At 74.4% G+C, this 17,259-nt stretch carries 20 protein-coding genes and 1 pseudogene; 13 read left to right on the top strand and 8 right to left on the bottom strand.

What is annotated here, in order from left to right:
• Positions 1-35 precede the first annotated feature (35 nt).
• Both ABDB74_RS18580 and ABDB74_RS18575 read left to right on the top strand, forming a co-directional pair.
• On the top strand, positions 36-1,286 hold the full coding sequence (locus ABDB74_RS18580; protein WP_346620223.1) for an aminotransferase class I/II-fold pyridoxal phosphate-dependent enzyme: 1,251 nt from the start codon (positions 36-38) through the stop codon (positions 1,284-1,286).
• 76 nt (positions 1,287-1,362) lie between these two features.
• Positions 1,363-2,121, top strand: a complete 759-nt coding sequence (locus ABDB74_RS18575; RefSeq protein WP_346620222.1) for a phosphoglyceromutase — start codon at positions 1,363-1,365, stop codon at positions 2,119-2,121.
• Between the two features lie 284 nt (positions 2,122-2,405).
• Here ABDB74_RS18575 and phoU read toward each other — a convergent pair whose 3' ends face one another.
• Entirely contained in the window at positions 2,406-3,053 is a 648-nt protein-coding gene (phoU, locus tag ABDB74_RS18570; protein WP_346620221.1) for a phosphate signaling complex protein PhoU, read from the bottom strand.
• A gap of 167 nt (positions 3,054-3,220) precedes the next feature.
• On the opposite strand from phoU, the gene ABDB74_RS18565 reads away from it, so the two are divergent.
• Both ABDB74_RS18565 and ABDB74_RS18560 read left to right on the top strand, forming a co-directional pair.
• Positions 3,221-4,423, top strand: a complete 1,203-nt coding sequence (locus tag ABDB74_RS18565) for an ATP-binding protein (RefSeq protein ID WP_346620220.1) — start codon at positions 3,221-3,223, stop codon at positions 4,421-4,423.
• On the top strand, positions 4,420-5,106 hold the full coding sequence (locus ABDB74_RS18560) for a response regulator transcription factor (protein ID WP_346620219.1): 687 nt from the start codon (positions 4,420-4,422) through the stop codon (positions 5,104-5,106). The genes ABDB74_RS18565 and ABDB74_RS18560 overlap by 4 nt, the downstream gene beginning before the upstream one ends.
• Positions 5,107-5,203: 97 nt before the next feature.
• On the opposite strand, the gene ABDB74_RS18555 is transcribed toward ABDB74_RS18560, so the two are convergent.
• Together ABDB74_RS18555 and ABDB74_RS18550 are read right to left on the bottom strand one after the other, a co-directional pair.
• Positions 5,204-5,395 (bottom strand): DUF3072 domain-containing protein, encoded by a 192-nt coding sequence (locus tag ABDB74_RS18555; protein WP_346620218.1) that lies wholly within the window; start codon positions 5,393-5,395, stop codon positions 5,204-5,206.
• 10 nt (positions 5,396-5,405) lie between these two features.
• A complete protein-coding gene (locus tag ABDB74_RS18550) occupies positions 5,406-5,624 on the bottom strand; it encodes a hypothetical protein (protein ID WP_346620217.1) in 219 nt (72 codons plus the stop codon).
• A gap of 81 nt (positions 5,625-5,705) precedes the next feature.
• Here ABDB74_RS18550 and ABDB74_RS18545 point away from each other — a divergent pair.
• Positions 5,706-6,644, top strand: a pseudogene (locus ABDB74_RS18545) (helix-turn-helix domain-containing protein); the annotation flags it as partial.
• 33 nt (positions 6,645-6,677) lie between these two features.
• Here the strand turns inward: ABDB74_RS18545 and ABDB74_RS18540 are convergent.
• Positions 6,678-7,520 (bottom strand): hypothetical protein, encoded by an 843-nt coding sequence (locus ABDB74_RS18540; protein WP_346620216.1) that lies wholly within the window; start codon positions 7,518-7,520, stop codon positions 6,678-6,680.
• Between the two features lie 41 nt (positions 7,521-7,561).
• On the opposite strand from ABDB74_RS18540, the gene ABDB74_RS18535 reads away from it, so the two are divergent.
• The gene (locus tag ABDB74_RS18535; RefSeq protein ID WP_346620215.1) at positions 7,562-8,506 is read left to right on the top strand and encodes a hypothetical protein; all 945 of its coding nucleotides are present in this window, start codon (positions 7,562-7,564) and stop codon (positions 8,504-8,506) included.
• Positions 8,506-9,276, top strand: a complete 771-nt coding sequence (locus ABDB74_RS18530) for a hypothetical protein (protein WP_346620214.1) — start codon at positions 8,506-8,508, stop codon at positions 9,274-9,276. The genes ABDB74_RS18535 and ABDB74_RS18530 overlap by 1 nt, the downstream gene beginning before the upstream one ends.
• A 13-nt stretch (positions 9,277-9,289) precedes the next feature.
• Here ABDB74_RS18530 and ABDB74_RS18525 read toward each other — a convergent pair whose 3' ends face one another.
• Positions 9,290-9,856 (bottom strand): type 1 glutamine amidotransferase domain-containing protein, encoded by a 567-nt coding sequence (locus tag ABDB74_RS18525; protein WP_346620213.1) that lies wholly within the window; start codon positions 9,854-9,856, stop codon positions 9,290-9,292.
• A gap of 169 nt (positions 9,857-10,025) precedes the next feature.
• Between ABDB74_RS18525 and ABDB74_RS18520 the strand changes: the two genes are divergently transcribed.
• The 6 genes from ABDB74_RS18520 (at position 10,026) to ABDB74_RS18495 (ending at position 14,118) form a co-directional block, all read left to right on the top strand.
• The gene (locus ABDB74_RS18520; RefSeq protein ID WP_346620212.1) at positions 10,026-10,253 is read left to right on the top strand and encodes a hypothetical protein; all 228 of its coding nucleotides are present in this window, start codon (positions 10,026-10,028) and stop codon (positions 10,251-10,253) included.
• The gene (gene proC, locus ABDB74_RS18515; RefSeq protein WP_346620211.1) at positions 10,250-11,068 is read left to right on the top strand and encodes a pyrroline-5-carboxylate reductase; all 819 of its coding nucleotides are present in this window, start codon (positions 10,250-10,252) and stop codon (positions 11,066-11,068) included. Before ABDB74_RS18520 ends, proC begins: the two co-directional genes overlap by 4 nt.
• Positions 11,069-11,560: 492 nt before the next feature.
• Positions 11,561-11,776, top strand: a complete 216-nt coding sequence (locus tag ABDB74_RS20760; protein ID WP_407062180.1) for a helix-turn-helix domain-containing protein — start codon at positions 11,561-11,563, stop codon at positions 11,774-11,776.
• Between the two features lie 222 nt (positions 11,777-11,998).
• Entirely contained in the window at positions 11,999-12,097 is a 99-nt protein-coding gene (locus ABDB74_RS18505; protein ID WP_012854759.1) for a 30S ribosomal protein bS22, read from the top strand.
• A 10-nt stretch (positions 12,098-12,107) separates the two neighbouring features.
• Positions 12,108-13,214, top strand: coding sequence for an NAD-dependent epimerase/dehydratase family protein (locus ABDB74_RS18500; RefSeq protein WP_346620209.1), 1,107 nt, complete (start codon positions 12,108-12,110; stop codon positions 13,212-13,214).
• A complete protein-coding gene (locus ABDB74_RS18495; protein ID WP_346620208.1) occupies positions 13,207-14,118 on the top strand; it encodes a lysophospholipid acyltransferase family protein in 912 nt (303 codons plus the stop codon). Before ABDB74_RS18500 ends, ABDB74_RS18495 begins: the two co-directional genes overlap by 8 nt.
• On the opposite strand, the gene ABDB74_RS18490 is transcribed toward ABDB74_RS18495, so the two are convergent.
• From ABDB74_RS18490 to ABDB74_RS18480, 3 genes are all read right to left on the bottom strand, one after another.
• On the bottom strand, positions 14,076-15,086 hold the full coding sequence (locus tag ABDB74_RS18490) for an HAD-IB family hydrolase (protein WP_346620207.1): 1,011 nt from the start codon (positions 15,084-15,086) through the stop codon (positions 14,076-14,078). The two genes, ABDB74_RS18495 and ABDB74_RS18490, sit on opposite strands and share 43 nt — an antisense overlap.
• An 85-nt stretch (positions 15,087-15,171) precedes the next feature.
• Positions 15,172-16,332 carry a DUF5667 domain-containing protein gene (locus ABDB74_RS18485; protein ID WP_346620206.1) on the bottom strand — a complete coding sequence of 387 codons (1,161 nt, stop codon included), beginning with the start codon at positions 16,330-16,332 and terminating at the stop codon, positions 15,172-15,174.
• 112 nt (positions 16,333-16,444) lie between these two features.
• Positions 16,445-17,218 (bottom strand): sigma-70 family RNA polymerase sigma factor, encoded by a 774-nt coding sequence (locus tag ABDB74_RS18480; RefSeq protein WP_346620205.1) that lies wholly within the window; start codon positions 17,216-17,218, stop codon positions 16,445-16,447.
• Between the last annotated feature and the right edge of the window lie 41 nt (positions 17,219-17,259).

Below are 17,259 nucleotides of genomic sequence, written 5' to 3'. Positions count from 1 at the left end.
CGGGGCTCCCCGCGCCGATCCGGAGGGAGCCTCCCGTGCCCGAGTACGTCGACAGCGCGAGCGCGCGGCGGCGCGACCCGTTCGCGCCCCTGCTGCACAACCCGCTCGCCGCCATGCTGCGCCAGCACCTCAGCACCGATCGGGCCACCCACGCGGTCCCCACCGCCGGGGCGCCGCTGCCGGTCACCACCTACGCCGACGGCCGGGCGCGGATCAACCTCGGCACCGGCAACTACCTCGGGCTGGCCGGCGACCCGCGGGTGATCGAGGCCGCGGAAGCCGCGCTGCACCGGTACGGCACGAGCGCCTCGGGCAGCCGGGTGCTCAACGGCACCTCGGCCCTGCACCTCGCGCTGGAGGAGGAGCTGGCCGACCACTACGGGACCGAGGCCGCCGTCCTCACCTCGTCCGGGGTCAACGCGAACCTGGCGCTGCTCTCGGCGGCCTGCGGGCCGGACGACGTCCTGCTGGTCGACGCCCACGTGCACGCCAGCCTGCATGCGGCCGCCGCGGCCAGCCGCGGCACGGTGGTGCGCTGGCGGCACAACGACCTCGGCTCGCTGGAGGCGCGCCTCGCCGCCCTCGACCCCCGCGCGGGCGGGATCGTCGTCGTCGACGGCGTCTACTCGATGACCGGGGAGCTGGCGCCGCTGGCCGGGATCGTCGCGCTCTGCGAGCGGTACGGGGTGCGTCTGGTCGTCGACGAGGCCCACGGCCTGGGCGTCCTCGGGGCGACCGGGCGGGGCGCCGCCGAGCAGGTGGGCGTCCTCGACCGGGTCGACGCGGTGACCGTCGCCCTCAGCAAGTCACTGGCCAGCGTCGGCGGGGCGGTGCTGACCTCGCGCGCGGTCGCCGACGGCATCCGCGCGGGCGCCATGCCCTACGTGTTCAGCGCCGCCAACGACCCGGCGTCGGTCGCCGCCGCGCTCACCGCCCTGCGGATCCTGCGCGCCGAGCCCGAGCGGCTGCTCCGGCTCCAGCACAACGGCGAGCTGCTGCGCCGCGAGCTGGCGGCTGCCGGAGCCGACCCGGTGCCGGGGCGCGGGGCCGTCCTGGCCGTCCCGACGGGCAGCGAGGACGTCACCGCGGCCGCGTGGCGGGCCAGCTTCGACGCCGGCGTCTACACCAATGCCGTGGCCTACCCGGCGGTCCCGCGCGGCAAGGGCGTGCTGCGCCTGACGGTGATGGCGACGCACACCGACGAGCAGCTGCGCGAGGCCGCGCAGGTCGTGGCGGCCGCGGTCCGGGCCACCCGGGACGGGGATCGCGAGCTCGCCTTCGCCTGACGGCACGGGTCGGGCTCGCGGACGCTGTCCGACGGCGCTGCTGCCCGTACCGGTGGCGTCGGGCAGGATGATCGCCGTGACGACCTCCCCGGGAACGCTGGTGCTGCTCCGCCACGGCGAGAGCGAGTGGAACAAGGCCAATCTCTTCACCGGCTGGGTGGATGTACCGCTCACGGACAAGGGGCGTGAGGAGGCGGCGCGCGGCGGGCGGCTCATGGCCGAGCACGGACTGCTGCCCGACGTCTCGCACACCTCCCTGCTCCGCCGGGCGATCATGACCGCCGAGCTGGCGCTGCACGAGGCCGACCGGCAGTGGATCCCGGTGAAGCGCTCCTGGCGGCTCAACGAGCGGCACTACGGCGCGCTGCAGGGCAAGGACAAGGCCGCGACGCTCGCCGAGTACGGCGAGGAGCAGTTCATGACCTGGCGCCGCTCCTACGACACGCCCCCGCCGCCGATCAAGCCGGGCAGCGAGTACTCGCAGGACGGCGACGCCCGCTACTCCTTCCTGCCGCCGGAGGCGCGGCCGGCGACCGAGTGCCTCGCCGACGTCGTCGTGCGGATGCTCCCCTACTGGTACGACGCGATCGTGCCGGACCTGCGCCTGGGGCAGACCGTCCTGGTCGCCGCGCACGGCAACAGCCTGCGCGCCCTGGTGAAGCACCTCGACGGCATGGGCGCCGACGAGGTCGTCGGGCTGAACATCCCGACGGGTGTCCCGCTGCGCTACGACCTCGACGCCGACCTGCGCCCGGTGAAGCCGGGCGGGGAGTACCTCGACCCCGACGCGGCCGCAGCCGCCATCGAGGCCGTCAAGAACCAGGGCAAGAAGTAGCAGCTCGATCGCGCCGAGTGGGCCCCGGAGGGGTCCGCGCAGGTGCGATGCAGCGGCTCACCGCGGCCGGGGGACGGCACCTGGCCGCGGTCGTCGTCCGGAGGACGACAGTGTGACGGCCGCCCTGCGTGGCCCCGCGACGAGCGGGGCCCGGAGGGTACCCGAGGAGCGGGTGGGGACGGGCTCGGCTCAGCAGGGGAACGGCACCTGGCCGCGGTGTCGCCCGGAGGGTGACGGTGTCAGAGCCGTGACGTCGCCGTCCGGCGGACGACGACGTCACGGCTTCAGGCCGCGTAGCGCTCGCCGGTGACCAGGTAGACGACGCGACGGGCGACGCTGACGGCGTGGTCGGCGAACCGCTCGTAGTAGCGGCCGAGCAGCGTGATGTCGATCGCCGTCTCGACGCCGTGCGGCCACTCCTCCGACAGCAGCTGCCGGAACAGGCCGCGGTGGATCCGGTCCATGGCGTCGTCGTCGGTCTCGAGCTCACGAGCGGCGTCGAGGTCGCGCTTGGCGATCACCGTCGCCGCCTTGGTGATGAGCAGCTCGGCGACCTGACCGGCCTCGAGGAACGCGGGGCGGACGTCCTGCGGCACGGCGTGGTCGGGGAACCGCATCCGGGCGACCTTCGCGATGTGCTCGGCGAGGTCACCCATGCGCTCGAGGTCGCTGACGATCCGCATCGCGGTGGTGATGATGCGCAGGTCGAAGGCGACCGGCTGCTGCCGGGCCAGGAGGGTGAAGCAGCGCTGTTCGATGCTCTCCCGGGTGGCGTCGATCTCCTCGTCGCCGGCGATCACCAGGTCGGCCAGGGCGACGTCGGCGTCGAGCAACGCGGTCGTCGCGGTACCCATCGCCGACCCCACCGAGTTGGCCATGGCCACCAGGCAGTCGTTGATGTCGTCGAGCTCCTCGCGGTAGCTGTCCCGCACGGTCGTCCTCTCGTCGTGATCCTCGGCCGACAGTAGGCGTGCCCGGGGCTGGCCCGGCCGCCGCCCGGTGAACGACTGCCCACGCTGTGGTGAACAGTGGCTCGTTCGAGCGGTGAACCTCTTCCGGATCGCTGTTCACTGGTGTTCCCGGACCTAGCATCGTGAGCGTGAGTCCACTGGTCGCCCTGGTGGTCGGCCTCCTCCTGGGTGGGGTGGTGGCCGCCACGGTCATTCTCCGCTCCCGTTCCGATTTTGGGCAGTCCTCCGACGGGGCGGCCGTCCCGCTGCCCGAGGCGGCTCTGGCCCGGCGGCTGTTCGACCTCATGGACCCGGCGATCGTGGTGGTCGACGCCGACGACGCGGTGATCCTGGCCAACCCGGCGGCCCGGGCGCTCGGCATCGTGCGGGGGACCCGACTGCTCGTCCCGGAGCTGCTCGCGCTCTCGCGCGCGGCCCGGACCGGCGGCAGTCGCCGTGGGGACGTCCGCCTGCCCGGCGACCTCGTCGGTTCCGGTCCCCGCCTGGTCGGGGTCCACGGCGTCCGGCTCGACAGCGGCACGGCGCGCCCGGCCGGACCGGTCGCGCTGGTGCTGCAGGACGTCACCGAGGCCCGGCGGGTCGAGGCGGTCCGCCGGGACTTCGTCGCGAACGTCGGCCACGAGCTGAAGACGCCGGTGGGTGCGCTGGCCCTGCTGGCCGAGGCCATCGAGGGCGCCGCCGACGACCCGGAGGCGGTGCAGCGGTTCGCGGCCCGGATCGCCCACGAGGCCGACCGGCTCGCCCGGCTGGTGCGCGAGCTGATCGACCTGTCGCGGCTCCAGGGCGGTGAGCCCCTGCCGGACCTGGTGCCGGTGGACGTGGACCGGGTGCTGGCCGAGGCGGTCGACCGGACGCGCACCGCGGCCCGGGCCCGGGAGCTCGACATCGTCGTGGGCGGGCAGCCCGGGCTGGTGGTGCGCGGGGTGGAGAGCCAGTTGGTCACCGCCGTGACGAACCTGCTGGCCAACGCGGTGGCCTACAGCACCGGCAAGAGCCGGGTGGCCGTCGCGGCCCGCGCCCGTTCGGGCTTCGCCGAGATCGCCGTGACCGACAGCGGCATCGGCATCCCGCGCGCGGACCGGCACCGGGTGTTCGAGCGGTTCTACCGCGTGGACCAGTCCCGGGCCAGCAGTACCGGTGGCACCGGCCTCGGGCTGGCCATCGTCAAGCACGTCGCGAGCAACCACGGTGGCTCGGTGACCGTGTGGAGCGAGGAGGGGCTGGGGTCGACCTTCACCCTGCGCATCCCGCTCGCCGGCCCTGCCGATCATCCGGCGGCCGGAACTCCTGTCGTCGCCACCCCCCTGAGTCTGGAGAACGAGCGTTCATGAGCCGTGTGCTGGTCGTCGAGGACGAGGAGTCCTTCTCCGACGCGTTGTCCTACATGCTGCGGCGGGAGGGCTTCGACACCGTCGTGGCCGCCAACGGCCCCGACGCGCTGGCCGAGTACGACCGCGACGGGGCCGACATCGTGCTCCTCGACCTGATGCTGCCCGGACTGCCGGGCACGGAGGTGTGCCGGGCGCTCCGGGCCCGGGGCAACGTCCCGATCATCATGCTCACCGCGAAGGACTCCGAGATCGACAAGGTCGTCGGCCTGGAGCTGGGAGCCGACGACTACGTCACGAAGCCCTACTCGGCGCGTGAGCTCGTCGCCCGCATCCGTGCGGTGCTGCGGCGGCGCGGCGAGGCGGCCGAGGCGGCATCCTCGGACGGCGTGCTCGTGGCGGGGCCGGTCCGGATGGACGTGGAGCGGCACGTGGTCGCGGTGGACGGCGAGCAGGTGTCGCTCCCGCTCAAGGAGTTCGACCTGCTGGAGTTCCTGCTCCGCAACGCCGGCCGGGTGCTCACCCGGGCGCAGCTGATCGACCGTGTCTGGGGCTCGGACTACGTCGGCGACACGAAGACCCTCGACGTCCACGTGAAGCGGCTGCGCGCGAAGGTGGAGCCCGACCCCGCGAACCCGAAGTACCTGCTGACGGTGCGGGGTCTGGGCTACAAGCTCGAGGCGTAGGGCCTGACGACAGCCACGGGAGCATCGCAGCGAGGAACGAGCGAGGAGCGGACCGGGGCGCGGAGTCGGGCTCAGGGGTAGGGCCTGACGGCAGCCGTCAGTCGTTCTTGAGCTCGTCGATCTTCTTCGAGGCGTCGGCCTTCGAGAGATCCTCGGGGACCTCCTCGTCGGTGCCCCGGGCGAGGGTCTCGAGATAGCTCTTCTGCGCGCCGGTGGCCGGCTCGTCGCCGGTGACCCAGGTGTCGGGGTCCTTCTCGGTGGTCTGGTCCGCGGAGTTGGCTTCGCTCATGTGTTCGATGCTAGGCGTGAGCCAGGTGCTTCGCCTCCCGAGCGGGAGTTGTCGCCCGGGCCTCCCGGACGGCGTCCCAGCGGCGACCGGTGCGGTAGACGTGCACCCCCTGGCAGGCCGGGCACTCCACGTGCAGGGCGATGTGCGTCGGGTGGTTGGTGGCCGACCGGATCCGCCGGTCGGCGACCAGCTCGTCGGACCGGGTCACGGGGCAGGTGATCAGCAGCATGTGGCGAGCCTGCGCCGGACGGGTCGCCGGGACGAGTGGCCGGACCGACCGTCACCGCATCTTTTCTGCCATAGTGTGCCCATGACCGGCAGCGAGCGTCCCGTCGTGGTCAGCGTCGTCGTCGCCGACGGCCAGATCGGCAGCTTCGGCCTCGGCGTCGCCGCCGAGGTGTTCGGCTACGACCGCCGCCACCTCGGGCTGCCGCGGTTCGACTTCGCGCTGGTCACCGAGCGGCCGGGGGTGCTGCGCACCGACACCGGCATCCCGGTCACCGTGGAGCACGGGCTGGACCGCCTCGACCGCTCCGACATCGTGCTGATCACCGCCTGGGAGCTGTTCGACGAGGCGCCGGCCGGGCCGCTGCTCGACGCGCTGCGGGCGGCCCATGCCAGGGGCGCGGTCCTGGTCAGCCACTGCACGGGCGCGTTCGTGCTCGCCGAGACCGGGCTGCTGGACGGCAAGCGGGTCACGACCCACTGGAAGTACGCCGGCGAGCTGGCCGCGCGGTACCCGGCGCTCGACGTGGACCCGGCGGTGCTCTACGTCGACAACGGCAGCATCATCACCGGGGCCGGCACCGCCGCCGGCGTGGACGCCCTGTTGCACCTGCTCCGCCGGGAGTGGGGCGCGGCGGCGGCGAACGCGCTCGCCCGCGAGATGGTCGTCCCGCCGCACCGCGACGGCGGCCAGGCGCAGTTCATCGACGCCCCGGTGCCGGCCTGCCAGGACGACCTGCTGGGCGTGGCCCTGGCCTGGGCGGCCGCCCATCTCGGCGAGGACATTAGCGTCGACGACCTCGCCCGCCGTGCCCTCATGAGCTCGCGCACCTTCGCCCGCCGGTTCAAGGCGACCACCGGCACGACACCGCACGCCTGGCTGCTGGGCCAGCGGCTGGCCGCAGCGGAGGAACTGCTGGAGAACAGCGACGCCCCGGTCGAGGAGATCGCCAGACTGGTCGGTTTCGGCACCGCGGCCGGTCTCCGGGAGCAGTTCGGCCGGCGGCGCGGGGTGTCCCCGCGGGCCTACCGGCAGACCTTCCGGGCCGGCGGTCGTTCAGACGCCGGGACGACGCCGGTGCACCTCGACGGGCACCGGCCCCCGGCGGGCCGGGAGCTCCGGGCTGGCGGGATGGGGGGCGACCAGCCCCTGGTCGAGGCGGGCCTCGGTCAGCCGGCGTAGCTCGGCGTAGGCCGGGGCGCCGAGGAGCGCGGTCAGCTCCGCGGCGTAGGTGAGCACGAGCGGCTCGGGGGAGACGTGCGCCGTGGGCGAGCCGGTGCACCACCAGTGCAGGTCGTGACCCCCGGGCCCCCAGCCCCGCCGGTCGAACTCCCCGACGGTCGACATCAGCACCTGGGTGCCGTCGGGCCGGTCGACGTGCTCCTGCTCCCGCCGCACCGGCAGCTGCCAGCAGACGTCCGGCTTGGTCGTGAGGGGGTGCAGGCCGGTGCGCACGGCCATGCCGTGCAGGGCGCAGCCGCTGCCGCCGGCGAAGCCGGGCCGGTTGAGGAACACGCACGCCCCGTCGACGACCCGGGTGCGCAGCGACCGCACGGCCTCGGCGCCGTCGGTGGGGGCGTCCTCGGCGTCGTCCTCCTCGGTCCACGCGCCGCGCCCGGCGGGCGCGAGCTGCCAGTCCTCGTCGGTCAGCTCCGCGACCGCGGCGGTCACGCGCGCCAGGTCGTCCTCGTCGGTGAAGAACGCCCCGTGGCTGCAGCAGCCGTCGTCGGGGCGGCCTTCGACGACGCCGGCGCACCCCCGCCCGAAGACACAGGTCCAGGCCGAGGTCAGCCAGGTGAGATCGGCCCGCACCACGTGCCCGGGATCGGCGGGATCGGGGAACTCCACCCACTCCCGGGCGAAGTCCGCGCCGACCTCCTCGGGGGGCTCGTTCCGCACCGGCCCAGCCTAGGCCGACGGTGACCGGCAGAATCGGCCCCATGCGCCTCGGGGTACTGGACGTCGGATCGAACACGGTGCACCTGCTGGTCGTGGACGCGCACCGCGGGGCGCACCCCACCCCGATGCACGACGACAAGTCGGTGCTGCGCCTGGCCGAGCACGTCGGGCCCGACGACGTCCTCTCCAAGGCGGGGGAGAAGGCGTTGCTGCGCGCGGTGCAGAACGCCTGCGAGCAGGCCGAGAGGCAGAACTGCGACGAGTTCATGGCCCTGGTCACCTCCGCGATCCGCGAGGCGGCCAACGGGCTCGAGGTGCTCGACCGGATCCGCGTGCGCACCGGCGTCGACATGCAGGTGCTCAGCGGGGAGGACGAGGCGCGGCTGACCTTCCTCGCCGTCCGGCGCTGGTTCGGCTGGAGCGCCGGCCGGCTGCTGGTGCTCGACATCGGCGGCGGATCGCTGGAGCTGGCCGCCGGCATCGACGAGGACCCCGACGTCGCGCTGTCGCTCCCGCTGGGCGCCGGTCGCATGACCCGGCGCTACCTCCCCGCGGCCCGTGCCGGCGGGCGCCCCGACCTGGCGGCGCTCGACGCGCTCGCCGGGCACGCCGACGACCTGCTCGCGCCGGCTGCCGAGAAGATCGCCGCGGTCGGCCCCCCGGACCTGGTGGTCGCCACCAGCAAGACCTTCCGGACCCTCGCCCGGCTCGCCGGCGCCGCGCCGTCGTCGGCGGGGCTGCGGACGCCGCGGGAGCTGACCGCGACGGGCCTCGGTCAGCTGGTGGGCTTCGTGTCGCGGATCGAGTCCGACGCGCTGGCCGAACTGCCGGGCGTCTCGCCCGATCGTGCGCACCAGGTTCCCGCGGGAGCGGTTGTCGCTGCCGCAACTCTGCGTGCGCTCGACGTACGGTGCGTGCGGATCTGCCCGTGGGCCCTGCGCGAAGGTGTCATCCTGCGCAGGCTGGACTCGTTGGGAGGGGCGTGATGGCCGAACCGGACTGGAACCCGGACACCGGGGGGCGCTCGCTGGCCGAGATCCTCCGTGAGGCCGGCATCGAGTCCGCGGCCCGCACCGCCCGCCGCCGCCGTGTCGACGACGACGACACCGGCATCCGGCAGCGCCGCGCCGACGACACCGCCGCCTCCGAGCGGGCCGGGTACGGCCGGCGGCGAAGTGACCAGCAGGCGTCCGACCCGGCGCCCGCCCGCGCGCCCCGGTCACCCAGGCGCCCCGCCGCGGCCGACCCGGTCACGGCCGCCATCCCGGGCCTGCGGCCGGACCGCAAGCCCGGGGTCCCGCAGCTCTCGCAGCCGGTGCCCTCGCTGCGGCGCCCGGACGACACGGCCGCCGGAGCGCAGCGGGTCACCGCACGCGCGGCCGGGAGCACCGCCGCCGACGACCGCGCCGGGAACCCCTCGACGGGCCCGATCCCGGTGGTCCGGGCCGGGGACGTCGACGCCGACAGCACGCCGCGCGAGAGCGCACTGGCCTGGTTGCGCTTCGCGGGCGAGCTGGCGATCGCGCTGGCGGCCGGGGTGGGGATCTACTTCGCGGCCACCGTGATCTGGGAGATCGTCCCGTACCTGGCGGTCCTCCTGGCGCCGCTCGCCGTCACCGGCCTGGTGGGCGGGGTCAACCTGTGGCGCCAGCGGCAGGGTGCCGAGCCGGTCGGCGCGCGGATGCTCGCCGTCCTCGTGTTCGCCGGCACCCTGCTCACCATCGCCCCGGCGGCCGGGCTGCTCGCCGCCTCCTGACCGGCCGGAGCGGTCAGGCGTCGGCGGTCTCCTCATCCCGTGACGCGGCGAACTCCTCGACGATCGCGGCGCCGAACGCGTCGAGGTCGTCGGGCTTGCGGCTGGTGATCAGCGTCCCGTCGACGACGACCTCCTCGTCCACCCAGTCGGCGCCGGCGTTGCGCAGATCGGTCTGCAGCGAGGGCCACGACGTCATGCGGCGACCGCGGACGACGCCGGCCTCGATCAGGACCCAGGGGGCGTGGCAGATCGCGGCCACCGGCTTGCCGGCGTCGAAGAACGCCTTCACGAAGGTCACCGCGTCGGCGTCGGCGCGGACGAAGTCGCCGTTGATCACGCCGCCGGGCAGCACCAGCGCCGCGTAGTCGTCCGGATCGGCCGATCCCAGGTCGGTGTCGACCGTGCGGCGCTCCCCCTTGTCGATGTGCTCGTAGGCGGTGATGGTCCCCGTGCTGAACGACACCAGCTCCGGTTCGGCGCCGGCGTCCTCGAGGGCCTGCCAGGGCCGGTCCAGCTCGACCTGCTCCACACCGTCGGTGGCCAGCACGGCCACCCTCATCCCGTTCAGTTCTCCTGCCATGTGGGCGGCGCTACCCGGCCCCCGGAGCGGGCACACGCCCGCGCACTACGGTTTCGGGCGTGCCCGTCCGTCCGCGCTCCCGTCGGCTGCCCGGCCGGCCCGCGCGCCCGGGGTCCGGAGCGGAGGACGCCGTCCGGACCGCCGGGGGACGCGTGGGGAGCTGCTCCTCGTGCGCTGCCTGAGCGTCCTGATGGCCGGTGGCGGGGTGCCCGCCGGCACGGCCGTCGATCCACGACAGATCGCCATCACCGGTGCGCGCCCGGCCTGGAACGGCCGGACGCCCGACAGCTGGGAGCACGTCATGCCCTGGGGAGAACCGACCGAGGACCAGCACCGCGTGCTGGCCGCCGGCCACGCCGTCCGTCTGCCGGCGCCCGTCGAGGGGAGCCCGTCGTGACCGCGACCGGCCGCCGCGGGCTGGCGATCATCGGCGGCGGGAAGATCGGCGAGGCGCTGCTGTCGGGGCTGGTGCGGCGCGGGGGAGCCGACGGCATCCTGGTGGTCGAACGGAGCCCGGAACGTGCCGCGCAGCTGACCGAGCGCTACGGGGTGCCGACGGTGGGGCTGGCCGACGCGGCCGCCCGGGCCCGCGTCCTGCTCCTCGCGGTCAAGCCTCAGGACATCGACACGCTCCTCGGGCTCGTGGCCGGGCACGTGGACCACGGCCACCTCGTGGTCTCGGTGGCCGCCGGGGTGCCGACGGCACGGATCGAGGCGGCCCTGCCGGCGGGCGTCCCGGTGGTCCGGGTCATGCCGAACACCCCGGCGCTGGTGGACGAGGGGATGAGCGTGCTCTCCGCCGGCGCGCACGCGGGGGACGAGGACCTGGACGAGGCCGAGGCACTGCTGGCGGCCGTGGGTCAGGTGCGCCGGGTGCCCGAGTCGCAGCAGGACGCGGTGACTGCGCTGTCGGGCAGCGGCCCGGCGTACTTCTTCTTCCTGGTCGAGGCCATGGTCGACGCGGGCATCCTGCTCGGCCTGCCGCGGGCGCTGGCCGCCGACCTCATCGTGCAGACGGCGCTCGGCGCGGCGGTCATGATGCGCGACTCGGGTGAGCACCCGGTCCAGCTCCGCGAGGCCGTCACCAGTCCCGGCGGGACGACGATCGCCGCCGTCCGGGAGCTGGAGCGGCACGGGGTGCGTGCGGCCCTGATCGCCGCCATCGAGGCGGCGCACGCCCGCTCGGTGGAGCTGGGCCGCGACACGTCCTGACGTCGACGTCCGGGCGCGACGTCGTCCGCGCGGAGCGGGGTCGACCTGTCGACACCGGGCGGTCCCGGTCGTCGACAGGTCGACGGCCACTGAGCGTCAAGGGTCGAACACGGTAGTGCACCCAGGGGCGAATGTGGTCGACGCTGCGTCACTATTTGCTCACCGTGTCGCTACACGCGCCGGAACGGGTGTGCACCGTGTTGCATAGGTGTAGTTCTGCCTAGGACGGACCGGTCCGCCTGTTCGTTTCAACCATCGCTTCAGCCCCGTGCGTCCCCTTACTCTCAGTACCAGCGCGTGCGTGTTCAGTTGCCGGTGGGGAAGCCGGCGCCACGACACGAGCTAGGTACCGGAGACGAAGACATGACCATGCCCCAGCGCCACGCTGCCGCCACCGTCGTCCGTCCGGGGATGCCCATGCCCCGTCAGATGGGTCGCCCGATGAACGCCGCCGCGATGGCCCGCCCGGTGCCGGCTCAGCACCCCGCCGCCATGCCCATCGGCCGCCCGGCCGTCCCGGCCCCTCGCGCCGCCGTCGCCTTCCTGACCGTCGCCGAGGTCGCCTCGATGATGCGCGTCTCCAAGATGACCGTGTACCGCCTCGTGCACGCCGGCGAGCTCGCCGCCGTGCGCGTCGGCCGGTCCTTCCGCGTGCCGGAGCGCGCCGTCCAGGACTACCTGCGAGACGCCTACACCGACATCGCGTGACGACAGCGTCGGGAGCATCGCAGCGAGGAACGAGCGAGGAGCGGACCGGCGCGCGGAGTCGCGCCGGAGGCATCGCCTGAGCCCGCTCCCGTCCCGGTACCGGCCGCCCGCGGCAGCATCGCCGCGGGGCGGCTCGGGTACGCTCGGTCGCCGAGCGGCACCGGGGGCGACCCGCTGTCGCATTCGAGCTGATCAGAGTAGTGACGACGTCGGGAGCACCACGTGGGTTCGGTCATCAAGAAGCGGCGCAAGCGGATGGCGAAGAAGAAGCACCGCAAGCTGCTGAAGAAGACGCGCGTTCAGCGTCGCAACAAGAAGTGAGCTGACGCTCGTGCCGCCCGCGGTCGTCCTCGTCACCGGTGTGAGCCGGTGGCTGGGTGGCGCGCTGGCGGCCGAGCTCGCAGCAGACCCGAGCATCCAGCGGGTCATCGGCGTGGACACCGTCCCGCCGTCGCCGGCGATGCTGCGCCGGCTCGGTCGCACCGAGTTCGTGCGCGCCGACATTCGCAACCCGTTGATAGGCAAGGTCATCGCCGCGGCGTCGGTCGACACCGTCGTGCACATGAACATCAGTTCGACCCCCGCCGGGTCCGGTGGGCGGGTGCCGATGAAGGAGCTCAACGTCATCGGCACCATGCAGCTGCTGGCGGCCTGCCAGCGGGCGTCGTCGGTGCGCCGGTTCGTCCTCAAGTCGACCAGCGCCGTCTACGGCGCCTCGTCCCGCGATCCCGCGGTCTTCAGCGAGGCGATGCAGGCGCGGCAGGTGCCGTCCGGCGGGTTCGCGAAGGACAGCGTCGACATCGAGGGCTACGTGCGTTCGTTCGGCCGCCGCCGTCCCGACGTGGACGTCGCGGTCCTGCGCTTCACGAACTTCATCGGTCCGCGGATCGACTCGCTGCTCACCGGGTTCCTGCGCATGCCGGTGGTCCCGACCGCCCTGGGATACGACGCCCGCGTGCAGCTCCTGCACGAGGACGACGCCCTCGCGGTCCTCACCCGCGCCACCACCGGCGACTTCGTCGGCACGGTCAACGTGGGGGGTCAGGGCACCCTGCTGCTGTCCCAGGCCATCCGCCGGCTCGGCCGGATCGAGGTGCCGCTGCCCTCGCCGACGCTCGGCTCGATCGGCCGGCTCTCGCGCCGGTTCGGCTTCGTCGACTACTCCCCGGAGCAGATGCGGTTCCTCAACTTCGGCCGGGTCGTGGACACCACGGTCCTGCGCACGGAGTTCGGCTACACCCCCCGGTACTCGACGGCCGCGGCGCTGGCCGACTACGCCCGTACCGTCTCGCCGGTGGTCGCTCCGGAAGCGGTGCATTCCGTCACCGGCGGATTGCGCTCCCTGCTCGGCCACGTCGGCGGCACCGCCACGGCGGTCGAGCGCTGGCTGCGGCCGGCTCCGCCGGTCCCGGGTCTCCGGGCGGTGCGCGATGCCTGAGGCGCGCGTGATCCCGCTGCGGCCGGACGACGACGACCAGTTCGTGCCGCCCCCGCCGGCGCCGGGCTGGGAGGACCAGCTCGCCGGAGGGCTCCAGTTCCTGCAGCGGCGGCTCACCGGTGAGTACGACACCGACGAGTTCGGGTTCGACCCGGACCTCGCCGACCACGTCCTGCTGCCGGCGCTCCGCCCGCTGTTCCAGAAGTGGTTCCGCGTGGAGACCGTCGGCCTGGAGAACGTGCCGGCCGACAGGGGCGCGCTCGTCGTCGCGAACCACTCCGGCACGATCCCCGTCGACGCGCTGATGACGACCGTCGCGCTGCACGACGAGCACCCCGCGGCCCGGCGCTTCCGCCTGCTCGGCGCCGACCTCGTGTTCGAGCTCCCGGTCGTCGGCGCGCTGGCCCGCAAGTTCGGCGCCACGCTCGCCTGCAACGAGGACGCCGAGCGGCTGCTCACCGAGGGCGAGCTGGTCGGCGTCTTCCCGGAGGGCTTCAAGGGCATCGGCAAGCCGTTCCGCGAGCGGTACACCCTGCAGCGGTTCGGCCGCGGCGGCTTCGTCTCGGCGGCCTTGCGGACCGGGGCACCGATCATCCCGTGCGCGATCGTGGGCGCCGAGGAGATCTACCCGATGGTCGGGAACGCGAAGACGGCCGCGCGGCTGCTCGGCCTGCCCTACTTCCCGGTCACGCCGACGTTCCCGCTGCTGGGCCCGCTCGGCCTGGTGCCGCTGCCGTCGAAGTGGCTCATCGCCTTCGGGGAGCCGATCGAGACGGCGTCCTACGGCCCGGCCGCCGCCGAGGACCCGATGCTGGTCTTCAACCTCACCGATCAGGTGCGTGAGACCATCCAGCACTCGCTCTACCAGCTGCTCCTGCGCCGGAAGAGCGTCTTCGGCGCCTGAAGCGCCTGCAGCGTCAGCCCCGGTTCGGCGACCGGGACGATCGGTTCGGTGGTCCACCAGGGCAGTTTGTTGCGCCGCCGCAGGGCCAGCGCGCCGCCCACGAGACCGCCGGACAGCGCGGCCGCGGCGATCGTGGGGACGCCGATCCGTGCCGCTTTCCGTCCGGTGCGGTAGTCGCGGATGGTCCAGCCGCGGGCCCGTGCCGCCGCCCGCAGCTCGGTGTCGGGGTTGACCGCGACCGCCGTCCCGGTGAGGGAGAGCATCGGCAGGTCGTTGGCCGAATCGCTGTAGGCGGTGCAGCGAGAGAGGTCGAGCCCTTCCCGCTCGGCGAGGGCGAGCACCGCCTCGGCCTTGGCCGGGCCGTGCATGAGCTCACCGACCAGCCGGCCGGTGTACCGGCCGTCGACGACCTCGGCGACGGTCCCCAGGGCGCCGGTCAGACCCAGCCGCCGGGCGATGATCGACGCGAGCTCCACGGGGGTGGCCGTCACCAGCCACACCCGCTGGCCGGCGTCGAGGTGCTGCTGCGCCAGCACCCGAGTGCCCGACCAGATCCGGTCGGCCATCAGCTCGTCGTAGATCTCCTCGCCGGCCTCCATGATCTCGCTGACCTCGCGGCCGGCGACGAACGCCAGGGCGTTCTCCCGGATGGTGATCATGTCGTCGGCGCTCTCGTTGCCGGCGATCCGGAACTTCGCCTGCTGCCAGACGAAGCGCGCGAGATCCCGGCTGGAGAAGTACTCCCGCGCGGCCAGCCCGCGAGCGAACCAGAACAGGGACGCGCCCATCATCATGGTGTTGTCGACGTCGAAGAACGCCGCCCCGGTGAGGTCGGGACGGACCATCGCCGGTGCCGCGACATCTGCCGCCGCGGCCGACGCCGCCCCGGCGACGTGCGCGCGCGTCTCCTCGTCGAGACGCCCCCCGGACCGTGCGGCCCGGCGGCCGGGCACCGGCAGTCGCGGCACGGGACCTCCCTGGCTGGCTCCGCCCCGAGCGTCAGGGTCGGTGCACGGAACCCTAACCGGTTCCGGGTGGCGGTCGAGGTCCCGGTCAGCAGTCGCCGATGGTGGCCAGCGGCGGCAGGCAGAGCCTCAGCGGCCCGGGCGCCGGGACGTCCACCACCGGTGGCACGGGCGGCGTCCCGGTGCCGCGGCCGGGAACCGACACCTCCGGCACCGCCCACGGCGCGGGTCCACCGGTGAGGGGCGGTGCGCCGGAGCCGGGGGAATCGCTGGGGGCACCGCCCGGTGCGCGGCCCGGCGCGCCGCCCGGCGCACCGGCCGGAGGAGGGCCTTCGGTGGTCGGTGGCGCCGACGGGCTCTGCGGCGCCGCCGGGGGCGGGCCGTCGGTTCCCGGTGAGGGGACGGCGGGCACCGGGGGCTCCTCGGGCGCGGGGGACGGCGCGGCGTCCCCGGGGCAGTCGCCGGGCACCGGGCCCAGCCGGTCGGCGCCGATGACGACCGGGCCGGACCGGCAGCCCAGCGCCGCGCTCAGCCCGTCGGTGCGGACGGTGACCTGGTCCAGGAGGGTCGCCGAGTCGTCCGACGCCGGCCGGGCACCCATCGGCAGGTTCGCCCCGAGCGCGCGGAGCCGTCCCGACTGCGTGGCCGCCCAGTTCAGCAGCTCGTCCAGGGCCCCGGCGTCGCGCGCCTGGACCGCCCGCTCCGTGAGCCAGGCGGCGCCCTCCAGGGTGTGCCGGTCCATCGCCCGCAGGGTGGCCAGGGCCAGGCCGGCGTCACCGCCGGGGTCCAGCCGCTCGAGCTCGGCGAGCCGCGTGCGCGCCAGCTCCAGCAGGGTCTGCCCGCGGCTCTCACCGGCGAGCGCCAGCTGCGTCTGCTCGGTGCCGCGCTTGAGGTCGTAGAGCGGGTCGCCGGGCTGGGCGCCCGCCGCGACGGCGACGAGCGCGGCCAGCCCGGTCACGCCGACGGCGGCGCCGGCCAGCCCGGCGGTGAGCCGGGTGCGCCAGCGCGAGGGCGGGCGGTCGGCCGCCCGGGCGGCGAGCAGCCGGTCCCGCAGCGGGCGGTGAGCGGGCGCCGGACCGCGCACCGCGGTCATCGCGACCAGGCGAGCCCGGGCCCGGGCCCGGTACTGCGGGTCCGGGGCGGTGTCGAGCTGCCCCGAGAGAGCCCGGAGGCGGTGGGCGACCGCCTCCTCGCGGTCCTGCAGCACCGTGGGACCGGGTGGGGGTGCGCCGTCGTCGTGCTGGTTCACCGGCGACCTCCCGTCCTGACATCGTTCCGGCGGCCGCTCCCGCCGCGGGCCCGCTCCGATCCGGCCGACGGGCGGCGGAACGGGTCGGTGACGCGGATGCCCCGGCCCGGGCTCATCGCAGCCCGTGGGGCAGAAGGCTCGCCAGCCGCCGGACCGCCCGGTGCTGGAGCGCCTTGATGGCGCCGTCCTTCTTGCCCATGATCTCGGCAGTCTCCGAGACCGACAGACCGTGCAGGAAGCGCAGCACGATGCACTCCTGTTGCTCGCTCCCCAGCTGTCGCACGCACGCCAGCAGTTGCTCGTTCGTCAGGTGCTGGAGCACCGCGTCCTCGGGCCCGTCGGTGGCCCGGTCGGCGTCGCGCATGTCGGCGATGGTGACCTCGAGGCGGAAGCGGCTGCTCTTGACCTGGTCGCGGATGATGTTGCGGGCGATCGTGATCAGCCAGGCACCGACGTCGCGGCCCTGGAAGGACAGCGAGTCGATCCGCCGCAGAGCGCGCACGAAGGTCTCGCTGGTGATGTCCTCGGCCGTCGCCCGGTCACCGACCCGGTGGTAGGCGTAGCGGTGCACCAGCGTCACGTAGTGGTCGTAGAGCCGGCCGAACGCCTCCGCGTCGCCGGCCTGCGACCGCCCGACCAGGTGCCAGACGTCGACGTTCCCGGAGGCGGCGGCCCCGGCCTCGGCCGCGGCGAGCTCAGCGGCCACCCCGGCGGGCAGCTCCGCCGTCGCTGCGGAGCCGGCGTGCGCTGCCCCGGCGCTCCGACCGAGGCCGGCGTCGGCGGACAGCGCCTCCGTGCTCGCGCGCGGGAACGGCGTGGGGCGTGCCCCGGGCCGGTAGTGCGGAACCGCCCCGGCGGGCAGCTCGGCGTCCAGCGGCTGCGGCATGCGGGCGATCGACCTCCTCGTCGGCCCGCTGTCCTGGACCG

The sequence above is a fragment of the Blastococcus sp. HT6-4 genome, from assembly GCF_039679125.1.
GTDB classification, from domain to species: Bacteria; Actinomycetota; Actinomycetes; order Mycobacteriales; family Geodermatophilaceae; genus Blastococcus; species Blastococcus montanus.
This window is presented reverse-complemented; position numbering and strand designations above follow the sequence as displayed.